Below are 23,940 nucleotides of genomic sequence, written 5' to 3' on the forward strand. Positions count from 1 at the left end.
ATGAAGCTCGAACTTCGCGGCATCACCAAGCGCTTTGGTGCGTTGGTCGCCAACAACAACATCTCCCTCACCGTCGAGTCGGGTGAAATTCACGCCCTCCTGGGTGAGAACGGCGCTGGCAAGTCCACCCTGATGAACGTGCTGTACGGCCTGTACATTGCCGAAGAGGGCGAGATTCTGCTCGACGACGTGGTGCAGAAATTCGCCGGTCCCGGCGACGCCATGAACGCGGGAATCGGCATGGTCCACCAGCACTTCATGCTCGTTCCGGTGTTCACTGTTGCCGAGAACGTCGTGCTCGGCCACGAACAGACCACCTTCGGCGGACGCCTGGATCTCAGTTCGGCCCGCGCCAAGGTTCGCGAGATCTCCGACCGCTTCGGCTTCGATATCGATCCGGACGCCCTGATCGAAGATCTGCCGGTCGGTGTGCAGCAGCGGGTGGAAATCATCAAGGCGCTGTCCCAAGATGCGAAGGTGCTGGTGTTCGACGAACCCACCGCCGTGCTCACCCCGCAAGAGACCGACGAGCTCATGATCATCATGCGCCAGCTCGCCGAGTCCGGCACCTCAATCGTGTTCATCACGCACAAATTGCGGGAGGTGCGCGCCGTCGCCGACCGCATCACCGTCATCCGCTTGGGAACCGTTGTCGGTGAAGCCTCGCCGACCGCGACGAACGCCGAGCTGGCATCACTCATGGTGGGTCGTGCCGTCGAACTGACCGTGCACAAGAACGCGCCGGAGCTGCGCGGTACCGCACTGTCGGTAAAGAATCTCACGGTCATCGACGCCCGCAACCAGATCGTCGTCAACAACGTGAGCTTCGACGTGCAGGCCGGTGAGGTGCTCGCCATTGCCGGGGTGCAGGGCAACGGCCAAACCGAACTGACCGAAGCCCTGATCGGGCTGCAGCACCACGTGACCGGGTCGATCGAACTCGACGGAAAACCATTGCGCGGCTACAGCGTGCGGCGCATCCTCGATTCCGGCGTTGGGTTCGTTCCCGAGGACCGCACCGAAGACGGCCTCATCGCCGATTTCAGCATCGCCGAGAATCTCATGCTGGACCGCAGCTCCGGGGCGCCGTTCGTGAAGGGCGGAAACCTCCAGCTGGGATTTCGAGCCAAATTCGCCGCCGAGAAGATTCACGAGTTCGATATTCGTTCGCAGGGCAGTGCCATGGAGGCTGGCCGGCTCTCCGGTGGCAACCAACAGAAAGTGGTGCTCGCCCGTGAGCTGAGTCGGGAGCTGCGATTGTTCGTGGCAGCCCAGCCCACCCGCGGGCTCGATGTCGGTTCGATCGAGTTCGTGCACACCCGCATTATCGAAACGCGGGATTCGGGTATTCCCGTGATCGTGGTATCCACCGAGCTCGACGAGGTCGTCGCGCTCGCAGACCGCATCGCGGTGATGTATCGAGGAGAAATCGTTGGAATCGTTCCTGGCAACACCCCCCGCGCCACGCTGGGCCTCATGATGGCCGGCGAACACGCCCCCGAAACCGAGGCTGCACTGTGAGCGACCTGACGGCACCGGCAGCGCCGGCTCCCGCCGCTCCGGCTGCCGGACCTGGCCGGAAGGACGGGTCTGAGCGCTGGACCCAAAGCCTGCGCGACATCACCGGCGGCAGCGCCATGATCTCCATTCTCGCCGTCGTGTTCGCGCTCGTGGTCGGCGCCATTTTGATCGCATTCACCAATGAACGCGTACAGGAGACGGCCGGGTACTTCTTCTCCCGTCCGGCCGACCTGCTGCAGGCCGTGTGGGACGCCGTCGCGGGAGCCTATTCCGCCCTGTTCCAGGGGTCGATCTATAACTTTCGGGCGCAGAACTTTCTCACCGCGATACGCCCGCTGACCGAAACCCTCACCTTCGCCACGCCGCTGATCGCGGCCGGCCTCGGCGTCGGGCTCGCCTTTCGGGTGGGGATGTTCAACATCGGCGGTCGTGGGCAGATGCTCATCGCCGCCGGGGCCGCTGGCTATGTCGCTTTTGCGGTCGAGCTGCCGGCCGGCATCCACTTGATTGTCGCTATCCTGGCCGGACTGCTCGGCGGGGCTATCTGGGGCGGAATTGTGGGCCTGCTCAAGGCTCGCACCGGTGCCCACGAGGTGATCGTCACGATCATGCTCAACTTCGTGGCGCTCTACCTCATCCAGTTCTTGCTGCGCACGCCGGGTGCCCTCCAGGCTCCGGGGAGCAATAACCCGAAGACCCCGCCGATGTTGTCCACCGCGGTGTTCCCCGACCTGTTTGGCCCCCGATACAACCTCCACGCCGGTTTTCTCACGGTCATCGCCGCCACAATCTTCGTCTGGTGGCTGCTCAGCCGCTCCAACCTCGGGTTTCAGTTTCGCGCCGTCGGTCAAAACCCCAGCGCGGCCCGGGTAGCAGGCATCAACGTGAAGAACGTCTACCTGTATGCCATGGCCATCTCGGGTGCGCTCGTGGGGCTGGCCGGTATCAACCAGGTGCTCGGTACGGTGACGACTGGTTTCGGTTCCGGTATCGACGCGGGTATCGGTTTCGACGCCATCACGGTGGCACTTTTGGGCCGGTCTAAGCCCTGGGGAATCTTCGCCGCCGGCATTCTCTTCGGTGCTTTCAAAGCCGGAGGGTTTTCCATGCAGGCGGCAGAGGGTGTGCCCATCGATATCGTCGTGGTCGTACAGGCTCTGATCGTGCTGTTCATCGCTGCCCCGCCGCTGGTGCGGGCCATGTTCCACCTTCCGACGCCAGGCACCACGAGAAAACCCAAGATCAGCGCCGTCAAGGCAAGCAAGAGCAACGAGGTGGTGGCGAAGTGAGCACGATCGCAGAGAGCACAGCTCCCGTTTCCGCCGCGATCGCGACGACGGCACAAATTCGCAGCTGGAAGATTCCGATCACCTTCGGCGGCTTTGCCGTGCTGTCCCTGATCCTGTTCGTGGTGCTCGGACGAGGCCAGCGCGGCGAGCTCAGCACCTTCCGTCTGTCCGAAGCGCGCGACCTGATTCAGCTGCCCGAGATGGCCCTTCCGACTTTCGCCACCGGGGTGATCATCGCCATCGTGCTCGTGCTGCTGGCCGCGGCGTCGGTCTGGCTGGTCTACCGCCACCGCAAGATCCCGATCGTGCTGACCATTCTGTTCGCCCTGCTGTTTCTGGTCGGCTTTCTGGCCTGGGCTGCATCGGGATCGACCATTCCGGTGCCCGGACTGCTGATCGGAACGGTCACCCTGAGCGCCCCGCTCATCTTCGGTGCCCTCGGCGGTGTGCTGTCCGAGCGAGCCGGCGTCGTGAACGTTGCCATCGAGGCGCAGCTTCTGGCCGGTGCCTTCAGCTCAGCGGTCGTCGCCTCCGCCACGGGCAACCCCTACATCGGCTTGCTCGCCGCGATGGTCGCCGGAGCGCTCGTCTCCATGGTGCTGGCCGCATTCGCGCTCAAGTATCTCGTCGACCAGGTCATCGTCGGCGTCGTGCTCAACGTGCTTGTGATCGGGCTCACCAGCTTTCTCTACTCGCAGGTTCTCGCCCCGAGCGCCAACCTCAACTCACCCGATGTCTTTCCCCGACTCAACATTCCGCTGCTCAGCGAAATCCCCATCATCGGCCCGGTGCTTTTTCGCCAGACCATCATCGTCTACATCATGTACGTAGCCGTTGCCGTGGTGTATTTTGGCCTGTTTCGCACCAAGTGGGGCCTGCGCGTGCGGGCCGTGGGTGAGCATCCGCAGGCCGCCGACACCGTCGGCATCAACGTCAACCGCACCCGTTTCGTTGCCGTCACCCTCGGCGGCGTCATCTCGGGCTTCGGCGGAGCGTACTTCACCCTCGGTGCTGTCGGCGCGTTCAACAAGGAGATGACAAACGGCATGGGCTTCATCGCCCTCGCCGCGGTGATCTTCGGCCAGTGGCATCCGATCAAGGCCACCCTCGCGGCGCTTCTGTTCGGCTTCGCCACCAACCTGCAAAACGTGCTGGGCATCATTGGCTCGCCGGTGCCGAGTGAATTCATGCTCATGCTGCCCTACGTCGTCACGATCTTCGCCGTGGCCGGGTTCGTCGGCCGCTCGCGGGCCCCCGCCGCCGACGGAAAACCGTACATCAAGTGAGCACGGTGACCGTCGACTGGGCCGCGCTGCGGGAGGTCGCCCTCACCGCCATGAAGACCGCCTACGTGCCGTACTCCAAGTTTCCGGTGGGCGTTGCGGCGTTGGTCGATGACGGACGAGTGATCAGCGGATGCAACGTGGAGAACGCCTCCTACGGCCTCACCCTCTGCGCCGAGTGCGGTCTGGTTTCCGCGCTGCACCGGAGCGGCGGCGGCCACCTCGTGGCCTTCACCTGCGTCGACGGCAACGGTGGCATTCTCATGCCGTGCGGTCGCTGCCGGCAGCTTCTGTATGAACACTCCGCGCCGGGCATGCTGCTTGAAACCGTCTCCGGCGTGAAAACCATTGACGAGGTGCTGCCGGATGCCTTCGGGCCACGCCAGCTCGCCGAGTATCACGCTGTAAAGGAACACACGGAATGACCACCATCGAAGCGTTTGACGCCGTCGACCTCATCCACACCAAGCGCGACCGCGGCGAACTCAGCGAAGCGCAGATCAACTGGCTGATCGACGCCTACACGCGTGGTTACGTCGGCGACGAGCAGATGGCCGCCATGACCATGGCCATCTTTCTGAACGGCATGAGCCGTAACGAGATTCGGGCGCTGACCATGGCGATGCTCGCGAGCGGCGAACGCATGACCTTCGACGGGCTCGGCAAGCCGACCACCGACAAGCACTCCACCGGCGGTGTCGGCGACAAGATCACCCTGCCGCTGATGCCGCTCGTCGCGGTGTTCGGCGCGGCCGTGCCGCAGCTTTCGGGTCGTGGCCTCGGCCACACGGGCGGCACGCTGGACAAGCTCGAGTCCATTCCGGGCTGGCGCGCCAACCTCAGCAACGCCGAGATGCTTAAACAGTTGCAGGAGATCGGCGGCGTGGTCTGCGCGGCCGGCAGCGGTCTGGCTCCGGCCGACGGCAAGCTCTATGCCCTGCGCGACATCACCGGAACGGTCGAGGCGATTCCGCTGATCGCGTCGTCGATCATGTCGAAGAAGATCGCCGAGGGCACCAGCGCTCTCGTGCTCGACGTGAAGTTCGGCTCCGGTGCTTTTCTGAAAGATATCGAGCGCTCACGCGAGCTCGCCCGCACCATGGTGGAACTCGGCGAGGATGCCGGGGTGGCGACATCCGCCTTGCTGACCAACATGAACGTGCCGCTCGGTTTTGCCATCGGCAATGCCAATGAGGTGCGCGAATCGGTCGAGGTGCTCGCCGGCGGCGGGCCGAAAGACGTGGTCGAACTCACCGTGGCTCTGGCCGAGGAGATGCTCTCACTCGCTGGAATCACCGGCGTCGACGTGGGGGCCGCCCTGAACGATGGTCGGGCCATGGACAAGTGGCGCGCCGTGATTCGCGCGCAGGGCGGCGACCCGGATGCCGCGTTGCCGGTTGCCCGCGAAACCCACGTCGTACTCGCCGAGCGGAGCGGCGTGCTGGTGGAACAGCAGGCCCTGCCGTTCGGGATCGGTGCCTGGCGGCTCGGCGCGGGGCGGGCGCGCAAGCAGGATCCGGTGCAGCACGCCGCCGGAATCGACCTGCACGCCAAGCCCGGCGACACCGTGGTCAAGGGGCAGCCCCTGTTCACGCTCAGCGCCGACGAGCCAGCACGGTTCGCCCGTGCCCTCGAAGCCGTCGCGGGTGCCTGGCGCATCGGCGACCCGGGGGAACCCGTGCAGGATGGCGGTCCGCTGATCGCGGAGCGCATCGGGGGCCACTAGGCTCAGAGAATGTTCGGTCATTCGGGGGTCGGTGCGGCCTGGCCAGACCGACCACTAAGAATTCCGGCCAGCACTAATTCAAGGGGGAATAACTTGAGCGATGGTGGACGCCCACGGGTTGTGGTGTTCGGCGACGTGATCGACGACATCGTCGTTCGACCGCATCGGGAGCCGCTTGTCGATACCGATACGCAGTCATCGATTCGGCAGGTCCCGGGCGGTGCTGCGGCCAACGTGTCGGCCTGGCTCGGAGATGCCGGGGTCGACGTGGACTTCATCGGGCGGGTCGGCGCCATCGACTGTGACTACCATGCCGCCTTCCTCGCTGATTTCGGTGTGCGGGCTCACCTCACTCCCGACGCGACCCGTCCTACGGGCACGATCATCGTCATTGTCGATGAGAACGAGGGCCGTACCGTGCTGATCGAACGCGGGGCCAACCGGGTTCTGACTCCGAACGACGTGCCCGATTCCCTGCTCGATGGTGCTGCGGCGCTGTATTTCACCGGGTATACGGTGTTCTCCGGCCAGCACGACCCGGAGGGGACGGTTGATTCCTTCCAACACCTCCTGGGGCGATGCCGCGAGCGTGGGGTGCCCGTCGTCGTGGACCCCGGGTCGGGCGGTCAACTGGCGGATTTCGGGGTGGCGCATTTCTTGCGGGCGGTGGCGGGGGCATCCGTTCTGTTGCCCAACCTTCCCGAGGGGCGTGCCCTCACCGGGCTGGAGGATCCTTTCGACGTTGCGACGCGTCTCGCTGAGAGTTTTGGGCTGGTCGCACTAACCATGGGGGCCGAGGGCGCGGTTGTCGCAGTCGACGGACAGCCTCCGGTGATGGTGCCAGCCGCAGGGGGTGACCGGACCGACGCGTCCGGGGCCGGCGATGCCTTCGGTGCCGGTTTCGTCGCAGCGTGGCTCGAGGGTGCGTCGATGACGTCAGCAGCGGATGCCGGTAGTCGTCTCGCCGCCCGCGCCATCGCGATCGTCGGCGGTCGCCCGGTCTGAGCGTCTTCCCCGCCAGACCAGAAATTCTTGCGGCGCTGAAACCGCCCCCTACCTAAGCTGGAGCTATGCACAAACGCACCCTCGGACGAACCGGCCGCACTGTTTCCGTGATCGGCCTCGGAACCTGGCAGCTCGGCGCCGACTGGGGTGCCGTGTCTGACGCTGACGCGACCGCTGTGCTGGCGGCATCCGCTGATGCCGGAATCACCTTTTTTGACACAGCGGATGTCTACGGTGACGGCCGCAGCGAACGCCTGATCGGGCATTTTCTCGCGCACGACGCCCCGGGCGCTGAAATCACCGTAGCGACCAAGATGGGGCGGCGGGCCGAGCAGCTGCCCGAGAATTTCGTGCTTGGCAATTTTCGGGCCTGGACCGACCGCTCGCGCACAAACCTGGGCACGGACACCCTCGACCTCGTACAACTGCACTGCCCGCCGAGCGCGGTCTTCGACTCGGGCGAGGTCTACGACGCGCTCGACACCCTCGTCGACGAGGGCGTCATCAGCAACTACGGCGTGAGCGTGGAGACCTGCGCCCAGGCCCTCGCCGCGATCAGCCACCCCGGCGTCGCCACCGTGCAGATCATCCTGAACGCGTTTCGACTGAAGCCGCTCGATGAGGTGCTGCCCGCCGCGCGGGAGGCCGGGGTCGGCATTATCGCGCGGGTGCCGCTGGCCAGCGGACTGCTGACCGGCAAATACTCCCGCGAGACGGTGTTCGCCGAGAGCGACCACCGCAACTTCAACCGTGACGGCAGCCACTTCGACGTTGGCGAGACCTTCTCCGGCGTCGACTTCGAGGTAGGCCTGCAGGCCGCGACTGAATTTGCCGCTCTGGCCCCGGCCGGCCTCACTCCCGCGCAGGCTGCGCTGGCCTGGGTTGCTCAGATCGACGGCGTGAGCGCCGTCATTCCCGGCGCTCGCTCGGTCGCGCAGGCGCAGGGCAATGCCACGGCGGGCGTTGCCGAACCACTTGACCTCGCCTTTAACGAGGGCGTGCAGGATGTCTACGATCGGCTCCTGCGGGAGCAGATTCACCCCCGCTGGTGATGCGGCGTCGCCTGTCGGGCGGCCTCGGGCCGGCCTTCAACAACCTGTTCACGGCGAGCCTCGCGAGCAATCTCGGTGACGGTATCGCGCGCACCGCGCTGCCCCTGCTCGCGGCGCGGCTCACCGACGACCCCCTGCTGATCGCCGGTATCGCGGCCATGGCGATGCTGCCGTGGCTGCTCTGCGCCATCCCGGCCGGCATCCTGGTCGACCGCATCGACCGTCGCATCGCCCTCGCACTCGCCAACACCGTGCGCATGATCCTCGCCGTCGCCCTGTGTGTGCTCACCGCAACGGATGCCCTCACCATCGTCTGGCTGTACGCCCTTATTTTCATCTATGGTGCGTTCGAGACCGTGTACGACGGGGCGACCCGCGCGGTCGTTCCGAGCATCATCGGCCGCGCCGACCTGCCCCGCGCCAATTCCCGCATCGAGGCCGGCGAGCTCGTGGTGCAGAATTTTCTGGCCGGGCCGCTCACCAGCCTGCTGTTCGCCGTTTCGGTGCTGATTCCGCTCGGTGCGAACGCGGTGGCTTTTCTGGTCGCCGCAGCGCTCGCGCTGTTCCTGCCGAAGATCGCGTCGGGACGGCAGCACGCTCTGATCGGCGACCAGACCGAAGCCGCCTGGTATCGCCAGTTCGTCGACGGCTACCGTTTCATCGTGAAGAGCCGCATGCTGGTCACGCTCTGGCTGCTGAGCACTACCATCGGACTCGCGTTCTCCTTCGCCACGGCCAGCTTCGTGCTGTTCGTGCTCGGACCGCTCGCGGTACCGGAGGCTTGGTTCGGAGTCTTCATGCTGAGCGGCGCGATCGGCGGCATCGTTGGATCGGTTTTTACGGCACCGCTCAAGAACCGCTTGAATGCCGGGCCGACCATGGCGATCATGCTGGTCTTGAGCGGCCTGGCGTTCCTGATTGTTGGCCTCTGGCCCAACTTGTGGGTGACCGTGATCTTTTTCGCGGTGAGCAGCGGCGCGGTGACAGTCTGGAACATTCTGGTGATGTCCCTGCGGCAGAGCATCATTCCGGGACATCTGCTCGGGCGAGTGCACGGCACGTGGCGCACCCTGCTCTGGGGAGCGACACCGATCGGGAGCGTGCTCGGCGGTCTGGTCGGGCGCATCGATCTTGCCCTGCCCTTCATCATTGGCGGCGTAGTCGCGACGGTGCTCGGCATCGTGTTCTACCGGTTCATCAGCATCCTGCCGAACGCCGAAGACGTGCCAGACCCGCTCGGGCCGGACGCCCTCGTTCCCCTATAGGGCTCAGTCGAGGTCGTCGGGGTCCTTGCCGGTGCGCTCGCCGCTTTCCAGACCGGCAATCGCCGCGAGGTCGTCGGCGTCGAGGGAAATGTCGAACACGTCGATGTTGGCGCGGATGCGCGCCGGCGTGACCGACTTGGGAATGACCACGTTGCCGAGCGCGAGGTGCCAGGCGATCACGATCTGCGCGGCCGACTTGCCGTGCCTGGCGCCGATCGCATCGAGGGCCCGGTTGCCGATCGCACGCCCGCGAGCCAGCGGCGACCACGCTTCGGTCAGGATGCCGTGGGCCGCATCATACGCGCGCACCTCGGCTTGCGGCAGCCACGGGTGCAACTCCACCTGGTTGAGCACCGGAACGACCTCGGTCTCATTCAGCAGCCGGTCGAGGTGGTGCGGATGAAAGTTGGAGACGCCGATCGAGCGGGCGCGGCCCGTGGCCCGGATCGCCTCGAGCGCCCGATAGGTCTCGACGTAGCGATTCTGGGTCGGGGCCGGCCAGTGGATCAGGTAGAGGTCGACGTAGTCGAGGTCGAGTTTGGCCAGGCTCTCGTCGAACGCTTTCAGCGTTTCGTCGTAGCAGTGGCGGTCGTTCCACACCTTGGTGGTCACGAACACGTCCTCGCGGGGCACGTTCGAGCGCGCGAGACCCTGCCCGACGCCGACCTCGTTCTCGTAGAGGGCTGCGGTGTCGACGTGACGGTACCCGGCGGCGAGGGCGACCTCGACGGTGTCGGCGGCGAGGGCATCCGCTACTTTATAGACCCCGAGACCGAGCTGGGGGATCACGTGGCCGTCATTGAGCGTGAGGGAGGTCATCCCATAATGCTACGAGACCTGAATCTGAATGGGCTCGGTGTCGGGGATGGGGCTGATGTCGCGGCCGCGCAGGTCGGGGTGCCAGCGGCGGCCGAGCGCGGGAATGATGCAGCCCAGGGCGGCGAAGCCGGCGGCGACGTAGATGGCCGAGACCGGTCCGGAGTGGTCGATCGAGAACCCGGCAATGGCGGAGCCCATGGCGGCGCCGATCAGCTGGCCGGTGCCGACCCAGCCGTAGGCTTCGGCGGTGTCGCTGAACTTGACGCTGGCCGAGACGATGCCGAACAGAACGGCGAAGGCGGGGGCGATGCCGACCCCGGCCAGAAGCAGGGCAAAGGACAGCCACCAGAAGGTGAGCCACAGGCTGGCCAGGGCGAGGCCGATCGTGACGATGAGCATGCGGGCAGCGAGCGCCCAGGGGCCGATCGGGGCGTGGCCGAGGGCGAGCCCACCGATGAGCGAGCCGATGGCGAAGATGCCGAGCACCCAGCCGGCATCGGCGCTGCCGTGGCCGAACACCGCGACCACCCCGGCTTCCACGGCGGCGCAGGCCGCGACCAACGTGAACCCGACGATGGTGCTGAGCAGTACCTCGGGCTTTTTGAGCACGACGCCGAGCTTGCGCCGGCTGCGGGGGATGCGCACCCGGCCGACCTCGGGCAGCGAGACGAACCAGATTCCGCCGGCCACCAGAAAGAACGCGGCGAGCAGGATGCCCGCGGTCGTCGATACCTGCAAAGCCACGAAGGTTGCGATCACCGGCCCGAGCACCCAGATGATCTCCTGCGCCGAGGCGTCGAGCGAGAACAGCGGGGTGAGCTGGCGGGAGTTGACGATTTTGGGGTAGATGGTGCGCACGGCCGGCTGGATCGGCGGGGTCGACAGTCCGGCGACGAATCCGATGAGCATCAGGCTCAGTACCGACAGCGGAACCAGTGCCATGACCACGATCGACACGGCGCAGATGAACATTGTCGCGATGATGACCGGGCGCATGCCGAGCCGGCCCATCAGCCGGCTGGTCAGGGGACCGGCGATGGCCTGGCCGATACTCATCGCGCCCAGAACGAGCCCCGCCGCACCGTACGAATCGAAGATGCGCTCGATGTGAATGAGAAAGGCGAGGGAGAGCATTCCAAAGGGAAACCTCGCCGTCAACTGCGCGCCGATCAGGCGGGATACGCCCGGCGTGCGCAGAAGGGTCCAGTAACTTTTCACAATGATTTCAGTCTAGGGTCGGTTGAATCGAAAACTGGGGAGTCAGCGCGCCAGGACAGTTTCAGACCGTACAGCCTGATCTGAGGCAAGGCATGCCATACTAAGGTAATGCTTACCTTACCGAGCGTGACCGGCCCCGGCGCTATGACGGTCGCTGACCGCCCGGCCTACCGGCCCTATCGCGCGACGGTCGTCGGCATCCGCTTATTGAGTGAACATTTCACCCGGGTGACCTTCTTCGGTGAACAGTTCGACACCTTCGGCACGGCCGGGCTGGACCAGCGCGTCAAGATCGTGTTTCCGCTGCCCGGCCGGGGACTCTCCGATATCGGCGCCGACTACGAGGAAACCATTGCCACGGGCCGCTGGTATGACCGCTGGCGTGCACTGCCCGACGCCGATCGCAACCCTTTTCGCACCTACACGATTCGCGCCGTGCGCCCCGAACAGCGGGAACTCGACGTGGATTTCGTCACCCACGCCGCTCACGGCGCACTCGGCCCGGCTGCGCGCTGGCTGCAGGCCGTTTCCATCGGCAGTGACGTCGTCATCGTCGGCCCCGACGAGCGCAGCCCGGGTCGTTCCATCGGCCTCGACTGGCACCCCGGCCAGGCGACCGACCTGCTGCTGGCCGGCGACGAGACCGCCGCCCCCGCAATCTGCAGCATCCTCGAAAGCCTGCCGGCCGGCCGCCGCGCCCACGCCTTCATCGAGATACCCACTGGGGCGGATGCCCTGCCTCTCGTTCTGCCCGCAGGGTGCGAGATCACCTGGCTGGCTCGCGATCGGGCGCCGCACGGAGAGCGCCTCGACGCCGCAGTGCGTGGCTGGGTTGCGAGCAATCGCGCCCTGGTCGAGGCCGCGGTCGCGGCGGCCCCGCAGCCGCTCGCCGAGGTCGACGTGGACTGTGACGTGCTCTGGGAATCGCCCGCCGAAGAGAACGGGGCCGGGTTCTACGCCTGGCTCGCCGGAGAATCCTGCACGATCAAACTCCTGCGACGGTTTCTGGTGAGTCAGACCGGCATCGACCGCTCAAGGGTGGCTTTCATGGGCTACTGGCGGCTCGGCCGGTCCGAAGCTCAATGACCCTGGCTCCGGATCGACCCGTGGCTGTGCCGGTGTCACCGTGCGCCCGCCCGCGCCGGGTCGTCATCGGCTTCGCGCTCGCCGTCGGGTTGCTCGGGCTCAGCGTGGCCGCATCGCTCCTGGTCGGCACCCGCGAGATCGCCCCCGGCACCGTGTGGAACGCCCTGTTCAGCCCGGACCGCACCCTGACCGACCACACCGTCATTCTCGACCTGCGGGTGCCGCGCACCGCCGTTGGCCTGCTCGCCGGCCTCGCCCTCGGCCTGGCCGGCGCTCTCATGCAGGGCGTCACGCGCAACCCGATCGCCGACCCCGGCCTGCTCGGCGTCAACGCCGGCGCCTCGCTGTTCGTCGTCGCCGGGATCGCCTGGTTCGGGGTGACGTCCTCGCTTGGCTATGTCTGGTTCGCCTTCGCGGGCGCCGCCGTCGCGGCCACCATCGTGTACCTCATCGGTTCTCTCGGCCGTGAGGGTGCGACGCCGGTCAAGCTCGCCCTCGCCGGAACCGCGCTGACCGCCGCGTTCACCTCGCTCATCACTATCGTGCTGCTCGCCGACACCGAAGCCTTCGATCGCTACCGGTTCTGGGCGGCCGGGTCGCTCGTGGCACGCGGCCTCGACGCCGCCCTGCCGCTGGCCCCGTTCATCCTGGTTGGTCTGGTGCTGGCGATCGTGGCCGCCCGCATGCTCAACGCCCTCGCGCTGGGCGACGACCTCGCCCGCGGCCTCGGCCAAAACCTGATTACCGCCCGCATCGTCTGCGCCGTCGCCATCGTGCTGCTCTGTGGCTCGGCGACGGCGATGGCCGGCCCGATCGTGTTCGTCGGCCTCGCCGTGCCGCACGTGGCCCGGTGGATCACCGGCCCCGATTACCGCCTGATCATCGCGTTCTCGGCGCTGTTCGGCCCGACCCTGCTCGTGCTCGCCGACGTGCTCGGTCGCCTCATCGCCCAGCCCGGCGAAATCGAGGCCGGTCTCGTCGTCGCGTTTCTCGGCGCGCCGGTGCTGATCGCCCTGGTGCGTCGCGTGAAACTGGCAGGCCTGTGATGACAACTTTGCAGAGAGCGGATGCTACCCCCCTGGCGCACGCGCGCGCCCAGCGCGGCCTGCGCAACCGGAGCGTCGTGCTCGTACTCCTGGCTGCCCTCGTCGTCGTCGCGGCGTTCAGCCTCGCCGTCGGCGCGTACTCGCTCAGCGTTCCGGACCTGCTTCGCACCCTCACCGGCCAGGGCAGCCAGGGCGAAAACTTCATCGTGCTCTCGCTGCGCCTGCCCCGACTGACCCTCGCCGTGCTCGTCGGCGTGGCGTTCGCGCTGTCCGGCGCCCTGTTCCAGACCGTGCTGCGCAACCCGCTCGCCAGCCCGGACATCATCGGAGTCACCGGGGGAGCGAGCGCCGCCGCCGTCTTCAGCATGCTCATTCTCGGCTTCGGAAGTGTCGCCACCTCCCTCGCCGCCTTCGCCGGAGCCATCATTGTCGCCTGCGCCATCTACCTGCTGGCCTGGCGCGGCGGTGTGGTCGGCTATCGCTTCGTGCTGATCGGCGTGGGCGTCGCCTTCATGGTGCAGGGCGTGCTCGGCTACCTGCTGTCCCGCGCCGACCTGAACGACGCGCAGGGCGCGCTGCTCTGGCTGGTCGGCAGCGTGAGCGGCGCCCGCTGGCAGGACATCGCCGTCGTGGCCCTCGTTTTGTTCGTGCTGCTGCCGGTTATTCGCTTGGCTGACGGGCGACTGCAAGCCCTGCAACTCGGCGATGACCTCGCAGCAAGCCTCGGCGTCGGGGCCGAACGCACTCGACTCCTGCTGCTCGTAGTCGCGGTTGCCCTCGCCGCGACGGCGACCGCGGCGGTCGGTCCGCTCGCCTTCGTGGCTTTTGTGGCGGCACCGATCGCCCGGCGCGTGCTCGGCACCGGCGGCCTCGCACTCGTGCCCGCGGCACTCGTTGGCGCCCTCATCACTGCCGTGGCCGATTTCACGGCACAGCATCTGCTGCCCGGGCAGCTCGAACTCCCCGCCGGAATCATCACGGGCGCGATCGGCGCCCCCTATCTGCTCTGGCTGCTCGCCACCAGCAACAAAACCGGAAAGGGCGCCTGATGACCCACCAACTGCGCGCCGAAGGCATCACCCTCGGCTACGACCACACGCCCATCATCGACGGCCTCGACTTCGAGGTCATCCCCGGTGCGATCACGGTCATCGTCGGCGCCAACGCTTCCGGCAAATCCACCCTGCTTAAGGGGCTCTCCCGACTGATCAAACCGGATGCCGGCCAGGTCACCCTGGGTGGCCGCAACATCGCAGCGCTGCCAGGGAAGAAGGTCGCGACCGTCGTCGGACTGCTGCCGCAGCAGCCCATCGCTCCCGACGGCATCACCGTGGCCGACCTCGTCGGGCGAGGCCGCTACCCGCACCAGGGCTGGTTTCGGCAGTGGTCGAGTACCGACGACGAGATCGTCGCCGCGGCGATGGCCGCCACGAACACCGAGCAGCTTGCAGCCCGCCACCTCGAAGACCTTTCCGGCGGGCAGCGGCAGCGGGTCTGGATTGCCATGGCCCTCGCCCAGGACCCCGAGATTCTGCTGCTCGACGAACCCACGACATTTCTCGACGTGACCCACCAAATCGAAGTGCTCGACCTGCTGCTCGAGCGCAACCGCCAACACGGAACGACCGTCGTGATGGTGCTGCACGACCTCAACCTCGCCGCCCGCTACGCCGACCACCTCGTCGTCATGCGCGCCGGCAAAATCATCGCGACTGGCGCGCCCGCCGACACGCTCACCGCCGAGATCGTGCGCTCTGCCTTCGACCTCGAGGCACGGATCGTGCCAGATCCGGTCTGTGGTGCGCCCATGGTCGTTCCGATCGGCCGGTTCCACGGGCGAGCGGCCGACCCTGATCCGGCGCCCGCCGATCCTGCGCCCGCGACTCGTTCCCGGCTACACCAGCAGGTCTAAAGTTAGGGTAGGCTACCCTAAGTATTGTTGCCAACGAACTGGAGAAATTCGTGTCCCGATGCCTGACCATCACGCTCGCGGCCGCAGCGAGCATCCTCGCCCTGGGGCTCGGCGGATGCACCGCCGCCGCGACGGCCCCCGCCGCCGACACCGCTGCATCCGGCAGCTTTCCCGTCACCATCGAGCACGCCTTCGGCGAAACCACGATCGATGAGCAGCCGACCCGCGTCGTAGCCTGGGGCTGGGGCAGTGCCGATGACGCGATTGCGCTCGGCGTGATACCGGTGGCGATTCCGTTCCAGAGCTACGGCGGCGACAAGAATGGCGTACTGCCGTGGATCTCCGATGCGCTCAAGGGCCAGGAAATGCCGGTCGTACTGCCCGACACCGAGGAGCCGCCCTACGAGGACATCGCCGCGGCCGCACCCGACGTTATTCTCGCCGCGTATTCCGGTATCACCGAAGAGGAATATAACCTGCTCAGCAAGATCGCGCCGGTCGTCGCCTACCCGGGTGACGCCTGGGCCACCCCGTGGCGCGATCTGATCGAGATCACGGGCACCGCACTCGGCAAGAGCACCGAGGCGACCGCTCTGCTTGCGTCCATCGACACTGAAATCGCTGACCAAGCCGCCGCGCACCCCGAATTCGCCGAAAAGACCATCGCCCTCACGAGCGACAGCGACGGAACCTTCTACGTCTATAAGAAGGAAGACCCGCGCGTCGCCTTCACGCTCGACCTCGGCTTCGTCAGCGCCCCCGCCGTCGATGAGCTCGCCACCGACGAGGCCAGCTTCTACTACACGCTCAGCTACGAACAGCTCGACCAACTCTCCAGCGACCTGCTGGTCAACTTCGGATCCACTCAAGAACAGTCGGATGCGTTCCTGGACGCCAGCTACTCCCAGGCGATGCCGCAGGTGCAGGCCGGCACGGTTGCAAGCCCGGTCGGCGCCGCGTTCATCAGCTCGGTCTCGCCGCCCACCGGACTCTCGCTGAGCTGGGGCCTCGACGACTACGTCACCCTGCTCGCCGCCGCCGTCAACCAGTAGCACGCTTCAAAAAACGGATGCCGCTGGCCCAGCTGGGCGCGCGGCATCCGTTGTGTGCGTGCCGTCAGAGCGGCGTCTGGCCCGACTCGTCGACGACCGAAGGCTGCTTGCGAAACTCCAAATACCCGATCGACTCCCAGTCCTCGTCCAGGTCGAACTGCGGTTCGTAGCCGAGCGCGAGGTAGAGCGCCACTGCCTCCGGCTGGCGGGCTCCCGTGGTCAGCACGATCGAGCGAATGCCGCGCCGTGCAGCTTCCGCTTCGAGCTCGGCCACCACCTGACGGGCCAGCCCGCGGCGACGATGCGCTGAGTGCGTCCACACCCGTTTGACCTCGACGGTGGTGTCGTCGTCGGCCCGCATGAAAGCTCCGCCGGCCACCGCCTGCCCGTTTTCGACCAGGAGCAGAAAAGTACCACCGTCGACCGGCTGAAACCGCCGGGTCGGGTAGCGGCTGAGCTCGACCGACGACGGAATGCCGTCGTTCAGGCCGTAGCGTTCGTCGTACTCCCGCGACAGTTCAGCCACGAGAGGAGCGGCGAGCGGATCGTCGGGGGAGGTGTACAGAATGTTCGGGGTGGTGGTGGGCACCTCTTGACGATAGATCCGCAGCATCCGCTCGTCAAAAAAACGGCGGATGGGGGGTGCCGTCTCGATTCTCGCGCGCTCCGGTGTGCATTAGGCTCGATAAGTCTTACCCGCGTGTGGGATTCACTGGCGAATCCCGCACTTTCGACCAAATCAAGAAGGAAGTGCCATGCGCGCACGCTATTTCGTTCCGGCTTTTGCCGCCGCCGCCGTTTTGCTGCTCACCGGCTGTGTCGACAACTCGACTCCGGCCGCCACGACGCCCGGCGCCGCTGCCACCATTGAAGCGGATGCCGCAGCCGTCGCGCTGCTCCCCGCCACTATCAAGAGCGCCGGCGTGCTCATTATCGGAACCGATGCGGCCTACCCGCCGAACGAGTTCAAGAACGATGCCGGCGCACCGATCGGCTGGGGCATCGAACTCTCCGACGGCATCGCCGCCAAGCTCGGCCTGACGACCAAGTACCAGATTGCATCGTTCGACAACATCATTCCGAGCATCACCGGCGGCACCGTCGACATGGGCGAATCCTCGTTCACCGACAACCTCGAGCGCGAGAAGCAGGTTGACTTCGTCAACTACTACAACGCCGGCATTCTCTGGGCCTCGCCCGCCGGAACGACCGTCGACCCCGACAACGCCTGCGGCCTGACCGTCGCCGTGCAGTCGGGCACGGTGGAATACACCGACGAGCTGCCCGCCAAGAATGACGCCTGCCTCGCCGCTGGCAAGGACAAGATCGAGATTTTGCCCTACGGTTCGCAGGACGAAGCGACCAACGCTGTCATTCTCGGCAAGGCCGCCGCCCTCAGCGCCGACTCGCCCGTCACCCTCTACGCCATCTCCAAGTCGGGCGGCAAGCTGCAGCCGGCCGGCGAGAGCTTCGACACGGCGCCCTACGGCATCACCGTCAACAAGGGTTCCGAGCTGACCAAGGCCGTGCAGGCCGCCCTGCAGTCCATGGTCGATGACGGTTCCTACGGCAAGATCCTCGACAAGTGGGGTGTCACCGACGGTGGCATCGACACCATCACCATCAACGCCGCCTCCAACGGCTAGAGCAGTAAGCGACTCACATCATGACTGACACGGCCGCGCCGGGCGGCAAGACGGAGCCCGGAATCAAGGCGATTCGCCTGCGCCACCCGTGGCGCAACACCTTCGCGGTGGTGTTATTGCTCATTGTCGCGCTGTTCGTCGCCGATGCGGCGATGCGGCCGGCCTACGACTGGCCGGCCGTCGGTAAGTACCTGTTCGACCAGCGCATCTCGCAGGCGGCGTTCGTGACCCTGCAGCTCACGGTGTACTCGATGATCATCGCGATCATCCTCGGGGTGACCCTCGCGATCATGCGGCTGTCACCGAACCCAGTGGTCAACAGCATCGCGTGGGTCTACCTCTGGGTGTTCCGCGGCACCCCGGTGTACGTGCAGCTGGTGTTCTGGGGCCTGATCGGCACGATCTACCAGTCCATTGACATCGGACTCCCATTCACCGACCCGTGGGTGTCCTTCCCCACCCGGGTGGCGCTCTCCGCGTTCATCCTGGCGATCATCGGGCTCGCGCTCAACGAAGCCGCCTACATGGCGGAGATCGTGCGGGCCGGCCTGCTCTCGGTCGACAGCGGGCAGGAAGAAGCCGCCACCGCGCTCGGCATGAGCTGGTTCCAGACCATGGTGCGCGTCATCGTTCCGCAGTCGATGCGGGTGATCATCCCGCCGGCCGGCAACGAGGTCATCTCGATGCTCAAGACCACCTCGCTCGTGACGGCTATCCCGTTCACGCTCGAGCTCTACACCCGCTCCCGCGATATCGCCGCGGTCACCTTCGAAACGGTGCCGATGCTCATCGTCGCGTCGATCTGGTACCTGTTCTTCACCTCCATCCTCATGGTCGGCCAGTACTTCCTCGAGAAGCGGTTCGCCCGCGGCATCGGCGACCGCCGCCCCGACAAGAAAGCGGATGACGCCACCGCGTCGATCACGGGCGTCACCCGGGTCGTCGGCAGCGGCCAGCCCACCGTGGTGCTTCCCCGCACCGACCCGCACAAGGGAGACCGCTGATGCCCGATACCCCCATGGTCGTCGCCGACCGTGTCTCCAAGAGCTTCGGTTCCAATGAGGTGCTCAAGAGCATCTCGCTCGAGGTCAAGCGCGGCGAGGTCATGTGCCTGGTCGGGCCCAGCGGCTCGGGCAAGTCCACCTTCCTGCGCTGCATCAATCACCTCGAGGTCGTCTCGGCCGGACGCCTCAGTGTCGACGGCGAGCTCATCGGCTACCGCGAAGCCAACCACAAGCTCTACGAGATGCGCCCGAAGGAGGCCGCCCGGCAGCGTCGCGATATCGGCATGGTGTTCCAGCGGTTCAACCTGTTTCCGCACATGACCGCGCTGCAGAACGTCATGGAAGCGCCGATCCGGGTCAAAGGCCTGTCCAAGGCCGGGGTCGAGGCCAACGCTCGCGCCCTGCTGGCCCGGGTGGGACTGGCCGAACGCGCCGACTACTACCCGGCGCACCTCTCCGGCGGTCAGCAGCAGCGGGTCGCTATTGCTCGTGCCCTTGCCATGGAACCCAAGCTCATGCTGTTCGACGAGCCCACCAGTGCGCTCGACCCCGAGCTCGTCGGCGAGGTGCTCGACGTGATGCAGGGCCTCGCTCGCGATGGCATGACCATGATCGTGGTCACCCACGAGATGGGATTCGCCCGTGAGGTCGCCGACTCCCTGGTCTTCATGGACGGCGGCGTCGTCGTCGAGAGCGGCGTGCCCACCGAGGTGCTCGCCGACCCCCAGCACCACCGCACCCAGGCTTTCCTCTCCAAGGTGCTCTAGCCCCGCACCACCACCCGGGGACGGGGCCCGGGCCCCGTCCCCGGGCCCAGTTTATAGACTGGGCCCGGGTTCATAAGGTGGGCCTGGGGCGTGAACTATCCGGCGAGCGCCTTCTGGATACGCTGCAGCGAGACGGGCTCTGCCGCTCTGAGCTCCTGCGCAAACAAGCTGATGCGCAGCTCCTCGATCATCCAGCGGGCGCGCAGAACGGATGCCGCGGCATCCGCTTTCAGGGGCATGGTTCCGCCGGCGTTCTCGAACCGGGTGGTTGCGGCCTGGGTCTCGTTCATCCAGACCCGGTCGCGGCTCGGATTGTCGACCAGTTTCGGCACCCGGGCGCTGATTCCGCCGAGGTAGCGCGGCAGGTGGCGCAGCCGGGCGAGGCCGGTATCGCTGACGAACCCGGGGTAGACCAGCGCTGTCAGCTGCTGGCGGGCATCGCTGATTCCGGGCAGCAGCGCCATGCTGGTCGCGGCCTTGAGCGCCTTATCGGCCAGGCGCTGGGCGGTCAGAATGCGGGCGACCAGGCCGACAGTTTCAAACATGGAATCCATCACGACCCCCGACACCCGGTCGCGAATGGTGTCGAACTCCGCCTTCATGAACACCTGGCCGCCTGGACGCACGCGAAACAATACGTCATCGACCGCGGCCGCGAGACAATCCTCGAACAGGGTCTGCGTGCTCTTGTACGGGCTGGTCGCGAGCGAAAGCTTCTCGGCCGCGGTCAGGTGCTGCTGTACGTACGCGGCCGGCGACGGCGTCGCGAGCAGCAGCAGCCGCCGCACCCCGCGGGGCAGCGCACGGGCCTGCTCCAGCTCGGTGCTCATCATGCGAATAGAAACGGATGCCCCGTCATCGACCAGCGTCGGATACCCGCGAATCGTGTTGTCACCCTGCTTCGTGTCGAGGAAGCGGGGGAGTTCACCGAGGTCCCACGTGGTGATGCCGCCGCGTTCGATGGCATTGCTGGGGGCGGCGGCGCTGGTCGCCTTCGCGACGCTCTCCCGCACCCGGGTGACCAGGCGGCGCTGCAGGTCGGCGAGGTCCTTGTCGGAGGCGACCGTGCGGCCGCGCTCGTCGGTGACGACGAAGGTCATGCGCAGGTGGGAGGGAACGCGGCCGAGCTCGAAGTCGCGTGCGGTGACCGGCACATAGGTGAGCTTCTGAATCAGCGCGGCGAGGGTCTCAGCGAACGAAACCTCGGGCACCGGCGTCGGCAGGGTCTCCACAATTCCGGGTTCGCCGGGCAGCTCGCCGAGCAGTCGCGTGGCCCAGTCGGCGGCCGGAACGACATTGCGCCGGATGCTTTTCGGCAGTGACTTGATCATGGCGGTCACGAGTTCGGCGCGGAGGCCGGGCACCTGCCAGTCGAATCCGTTCGGCGACAGTCGGGCGAGCAGGGCGAGCGGGATGCGCACGGTTACGCCGTCGTCCTCCTCACCGGGCTCGAAGCGGTACCCGAGGGTCAGGCGCTGGTCACCCTGCTGCCAGCTCGGCGGAAACAGCCCCTCGTCGATCTCGGGGGAGTCTTCGGCCACGAGCGCGTCGGCGGTCATCGTGAGCAGGTCGGGGGTGTCGAAGCGGGCACTGCGCCACCAGCCCTCGAAGCTCTTGGTCGACGAGACATCAGCCGGAATGCGCCGTTGGTAGAAGTCGAAGACAGCCTCGTCGTCAAAGAGGATGTCCCGGCGCCGGGTGCGCTCCTCCAGCTCGGCCAGTTCCTCCCGCAGCCGGGCATTGGCCCGTTCGAACGCCCACATGCCGGGGTCGCCGGTCTGGCCGGGCCTTCCGCCGCGGCTCGCGCTGGAGCCTACCGCGGGCGCGCCGCCGGACCCGCGCCCGCCCGAGGCAGCGCCCCCGTCCACGGAGATGCTGACGCGCTCGCTGCGCGAAGGCCCGCGACCGCCGCGGTCGGCTTCTTTCTCGGCGGCGACAGACTGCGGCCCCGACGCGCGGTCCCACTCGCCCTCGACCAGAGCGTGCCGAATGAACAGCTCGCGGGCATAGGCCGGGTCGATGCGGGAGAACTGCACCCGGCGCCGCGCCACGATCGGCACGCCGTACAGCGTCACGCGTTCGTACACGACGGCGGCGCCCTGCTTCATCTCCCAGTGCGGTTCGGAGTAGCTGCGCTTGCACAGGTCGCCGGCGAGCGGCTCGGCCCAGGCCGGGTCGACGACAGCGTTCATGCGGGCGAACAGTCGGCTGGTCTCGACCAGTTCGGCGCTCATGACAGCGTTCGGTTGCTTCTTCGCGAGGGTCGAGCCGGGAAACAGCACGAAGCGCTGCTGCCTCGCCCCGACATAGTCCTTCTTGGCGACGTCCTTCAGCCCGATGTGGGAGAGCAGCCCGGCCAGCAGCGAGCGGTGCACGCCGTCGGGGTTCGCGCTCGGCTCACCGAGGTGCAGGCCGAGCGGTTTGGCCAGCTGGCGCAACTGGCGCAGCACGTCCTGCCATTCGCGCACCCGCAGGTAGTTGAGGTACTCGTTCTTGCACAGCCGCCGAAAGGCGCTCGAGCCCAGTTCGGACTGCTGCTTCTCGAGGTAGTTCCAGAGATTGAGCAGGCTGAGGAAGTCACTCGTGGGGTCAGCGAATCGCGCGTGGAACTGGTCGGCCTGCGCACGCCGCTCGAGCGGGCGCTCCCGCGGGTCCTGAATGGTGAGCCCGGCCACGATCGCCATGACTTCGCGGCTGGTGCCTTGGGTTTTCGACTCGATCACCATGCGGCCAAACCGCGGGTCGATCGGCAGCTGCGCGAGTTGCTGGCCGATTCGGGTGAGGCGCGGGGTGGCCGGGCCGGCCGGGGCTGCGGCATCCGTTGCAACGCGGCCGCGGCCGCTCTTGGTGCGGCCGGCTCCCTCTGCCTCGATCGCGCCGAGTTCGGCGAGCAGGTCGAGGCCGTCCTTGATATTGCGGGAATCCGGCGGGGTCAAAAACGGGAACGAGGCGATATCGCCGAGCCCGAGCGAGATCATCTGCAGAATGACGGCGGCGAGGTTGGTGCGTAGAATCTCCGGCTCGGTGTATTCCGGGCGCCGCAGATAGTCTTCCTCGGAATACAGGCGGATGGCGATGCCGTCGCTGGTGCGCCCGCTCCGGCCGCTGCGCTGGTTGCCCGAGGCCTGCGAGATGGCTTCGATCGGCAGCCGCTGCACCTTCGAGCGCACGCTGTACCGGCTGATGCGCGCAGTTCCGGCGTCGATCACGTAGCGGATGCCCGGCACCGTCAGGCTGGTCTCGGCGACGTTGGTCGCGAGCACGATGCGCCGCTTCACCCCCGCCACGGTCGATGGTTGGAACACGCGATGCTGGTCGGCAGACGACAGCCGGCCGTAAAGCGGCAGCACCTCGGTCGGGTTGCGACTGGCCGAGGAGGCGTATTTACCCTGCAGGGCGTCGGCCGCGTCGCGAATCTCGGTCTCGCCCGAGAGAAAGACCAGTACGTCACCGTTCGACTCGCGTTCGAGCTCGTCGAGGGCGGCGGTGATCCCCTCGATGTAGTCGCGGTCGACCGGGGGAGCGGCATCCGTCGTGTCGTCATCGTCGTCGATGCCGGGCTCGGCCACCAGCGGCCGGTAGCGAATCTCCACCGGAAAGGTGCGCCCGGACACCTCGACCACCGGCGCCGGGGTGCCGTCGGCGGCGGCAAAGTGCTTTGCGAAGCTGGCCGGATCGATGGTGGCCGAGGTGATGATCAACTTCAGATCAGGGCGCTTGGGCAGCAGTTGGCGCAGGTAGCCGAGCAGAAAGTCGATGTTGAGGCTGCGCTCGTGCGCTTCATCGATGATGATCGTGTCGTACTTCTGCAGCATGCGGTCGCGGTGAATCTCATTCAAGAGGATGCCGTCGGTCATCAACTTGATCCGGGTATCGGCGCCGACCTTGTCGGTGAACCGCACCTGGTAGCCGACGAGCTGCCCGACCTCCTGGCCGAGCTCCTCGGCAATGCGCTCGGCGATCGTGCGGGCGGCGAGCCGGCGGGGCTGCGTGTGGCCGATGTTCTGGCGGCCGAGTTCGAGGCAGATCTTGGGCAGCTGGGTGGTCTTGCCCGACCCGGTCGAGCCGGCGACGATGACGACCTGGTTGTCGCGGATGGCTGCGGCGATGTCATCGCGGCGCTGGCTGACCGGCAGTTCGGGCGGGAAGGTGATGTTGAGCGTTTCCATGAAGCTCCAATAATACTTCGTCGCACTCCGAGGGCGTTTTCGCGGTCAGTGAACACTGGGTATTCGGGGGGTGCACGGCT

Annotated in this window: 20 protein-coding genes; 16 read left to right on the forward strand and 4 right to left on the reverse strand. The window is 66.6% G+C overall.

Features of this window, described 5'->3' with window-relative positions; all coding sequences use genetic code 11:
* The 8 genes from CXY78_RS13130 (at position 1) to CXY78_RS13165 (ending at position 9,141) form a co-directional block, all read left to right on the forward strand.
* Complete coding sequence (locus CXY78_RS13130) at positions 1-1,521, forward strand: ABC transporter ATP-binding protein (RefSeq protein WP_092339003.1); 1,521 nt, start codon at positions 1-3, stop codon at positions 1,519-1,521.
* On the forward strand, positions 1,518-2,810 hold the full coding sequence (locus CXY78_RS13135) for an ABC transporter permease (RefSeq protein WP_369827308.1): 1,293 nt from the start codon (positions 1,518-1,520) through the stop codon (positions 2,808-2,810). Before CXY78_RS13130 ends, CXY78_RS13135 begins: the two co-directional genes overlap by 4 nt.
* On the forward strand, positions 2,807-4,096 hold the full coding sequence (locus CXY78_RS13140; RefSeq protein ID WP_092339001.1) for an ABC transporter permease: 1,290 nt from the start codon (positions 2,807-2,809) through the stop codon (positions 4,094-4,096). The genes CXY78_RS13135 and CXY78_RS13140 overlap by 4 nt, the downstream gene beginning before the upstream one ends.
* Positions 4,093-4,518: a cytidine deaminase gene (locus tag CXY78_RS13145; RefSeq protein ID WP_092338999.1), complete on the forward strand. Its 426-nt coding sequence runs from the start codon at positions 4,093-4,095 to the stop codon at positions 4,516-4,518. The genes CXY78_RS13140 and CXY78_RS13145 overlap by 4 nt, the downstream gene beginning before the upstream one ends.
* Positions 4,515-5,819 carry a thymidine phosphorylase gene (locus CXY78_RS13150; RefSeq protein WP_092338997.1) on the forward strand — a complete coding sequence of 435 codons (1,305 nt, stop codon included), beginning with the start codon at positions 4,515-4,517 and terminating at the stop codon, positions 5,817-5,819. The genes CXY78_RS13145 and CXY78_RS13150 overlap by 4 nt, the downstream gene beginning before the upstream one ends.
* 93 nt (positions 5,820-5,912) lie before the next feature.
* Positions 5,913-6,824, forward strand: coding sequence for a carbohydrate kinase family protein (locus tag CXY78_RS13155; protein WP_158252824.1), 912 nt, complete (start codon positions 5,913-5,915; stop codon positions 6,822-6,824).
* A 65-nt stretch (positions 6,825-6,889) separates the two neighbouring features.
* Positions 6,890-7,876, forward strand: a complete 987-nt coding sequence (locus CXY78_RS13160) for an aldo/keto reductase (RefSeq protein ID WP_092338993.1) — start codon at positions 6,890-6,892, stop codon at positions 7,874-7,876.
* Positions 7,876-9,141 (forward strand): MFS transporter, encoded by a 1,266-nt coding sequence (locus CXY78_RS13165; RefSeq protein WP_104089695.1) that lies wholly within the window; start codon positions 7,876-7,878, stop codon positions 9,139-9,141. The genes CXY78_RS13160 and CXY78_RS13165 overlap by 1 nt, the downstream gene beginning before the upstream one ends.
* 3 nt (positions 9,142-9,144) lie before the next feature.
* On the opposite strand, the gene CXY78_RS13170 is transcribed toward CXY78_RS13165, so the two are convergent.
* Both CXY78_RS13170 and CXY78_RS13175 read right to left on the reverse strand, forming a co-directional pair.
* The gene (locus CXY78_RS13170) at positions 9,145-9,960 is read right to left on the reverse strand and encodes an aldo/keto reductase (protein WP_092338989.1); all 816 of its coding nucleotides are present in this window, start codon (positions 9,958-9,960) and stop codon (positions 9,145-9,147) included.
* Between the two features lie 9 nt (positions 9,961-9,969).
* Complete coding sequence (locus tag CXY78_RS13175; protein WP_104089697.1) at positions 9,970-11,178, reverse strand: MFS transporter; 1,209 nt, start codon at positions 11,176-11,178, stop codon at positions 9,970-9,972.
* Positions 11,179-11,286: 108 nt separating this feature from the next.
* Between CXY78_RS13175 and CXY78_RS13180 the strand changes: the two genes are divergently transcribed.
* From CXY78_RS13180 to CXY78_RS13200, 5 genes are read left to right on the forward strand one after another with little or no spacing between them, the layout of a single operon-like run.
* Entirely contained in the window at positions 11,287-12,264 is a 978-nt protein-coding gene (locus CXY78_RS13180) for a siderophore-interacting protein (RefSeq protein WP_233206186.1), read from the forward strand.
* Positions 12,265-12,284: 20 nt separating this feature from the next.
* On the forward strand, positions 12,285-13,310 hold the full coding sequence (locus CXY78_RS13185) for an iron ABC transporter permease (RefSeq protein ID WP_233206187.1): 1,026 nt from the start codon (positions 12,285-12,287) through the stop codon (positions 13,308-13,310).
* Complete coding sequence (locus CXY78_RS13190; RefSeq protein ID WP_092338982.1) at positions 13,310-14,359, forward strand: iron chelate uptake ABC transporter family permease subunit; 1,050 nt, start codon at positions 13,310-13,312, stop codon at positions 14,357-14,359. The genes CXY78_RS13185 and CXY78_RS13190 overlap by 1 nt, the downstream gene beginning before the upstream one ends.
* Complete coding sequence (locus CXY78_RS13195; protein ID WP_092338980.1) at positions 14,359-15,222, forward strand: ABC transporter ATP-binding protein; 864 nt, start codon at positions 14,359-14,361, stop codon at positions 15,220-15,222. Before CXY78_RS13190 ends, CXY78_RS13195 begins: the two co-directional genes overlap by 1 nt.
* A 50-nt stretch (positions 15,223-15,272) precedes the next feature.
* The gene (locus CXY78_RS13200) at positions 15,273-16,274 is read left to right on the forward strand and encodes an iron-siderophore ABC transporter substrate-binding protein (RefSeq protein WP_092338978.1); all 1,002 of its coding nucleotides are present in this window, start codon (positions 15,273-15,275) and stop codon (positions 16,272-16,274) included.
* A gap of 64 nt (positions 16,275-16,338) precedes the next feature.
* On the opposite strand, the gene CXY78_RS13205 is transcribed toward CXY78_RS13200, so the two are convergent.
* A complete protein-coding gene (locus CXY78_RS13205) occupies positions 16,339-16,863 on the reverse strand; it encodes a GNAT family N-acetyltransferase (RefSeq protein ID WP_233197366.1) in 525 nt (174 codons plus the stop codon).
* 166 nt (positions 16,864-17,029) lie between these two features.
* Between CXY78_RS13205 and CXY78_RS13210 the strand changes: the two genes are divergently transcribed.
* The 3 genes from CXY78_RS13210 to CXY78_RS13220 are packed head-to-tail and all read left to right on the forward strand — an operon-like array spanning position 17,030 to position 19,691.
* The gene (locus tag CXY78_RS13210) at positions 17,030-17,920 is read left to right on the forward strand and encodes an ABC transporter substrate-binding protein (RefSeq protein WP_092338974.1); all 891 of its coding nucleotides are present in this window, start codon (positions 17,030-17,032) and stop codon (positions 17,918-17,920) included.
* A 20-nt stretch (positions 17,921-17,940) separates the two neighbouring features.
* The gene (locus CXY78_RS13215) at positions 17,941-18,924 is read left to right on the forward strand and encodes an amino acid ABC transporter permease (protein ID WP_104089702.1); all 984 of its coding nucleotides are present in this window, start codon (positions 17,941-17,943) and stop codon (positions 18,922-18,924) included.
* Positions 18,925-18,938: 14 nt separating this feature from the next.
* Positions 18,939-19,691: an amino acid ABC transporter ATP-binding protein gene (locus CXY78_RS13220; RefSeq protein ID WP_158253324.1), complete on the forward strand. Its 753-nt coding sequence runs from the start codon at positions 18,939-18,941 to the stop codon at positions 19,689-19,691.
* A 95-nt stretch (positions 19,692-19,786) separates the two neighbouring features.
* Here CXY78_RS13220 and hrpA read toward each other — a convergent pair whose 3' ends face one another.
* A complete protein-coding gene (hrpA, locus tag CXY78_RS13225) occupies positions 19,787-23,860 on the reverse strand; it encodes an ATP-dependent RNA helicase HrpA (RefSeq protein WP_104089705.1) in 4,074 nt (1,357 codons plus the stop codon).
* Positions 23,861-23,940: the final 80 nt, after the last annotated feature.

Source organism: Cryobacterium sp. N19, assembly GCF_002929595.1.
GTDB lineage: Bacteria > Actinomycetota > Actinomycetes > Actinomycetales > Microbacteriaceae > Cryobacterium > Cryobacterium flavum.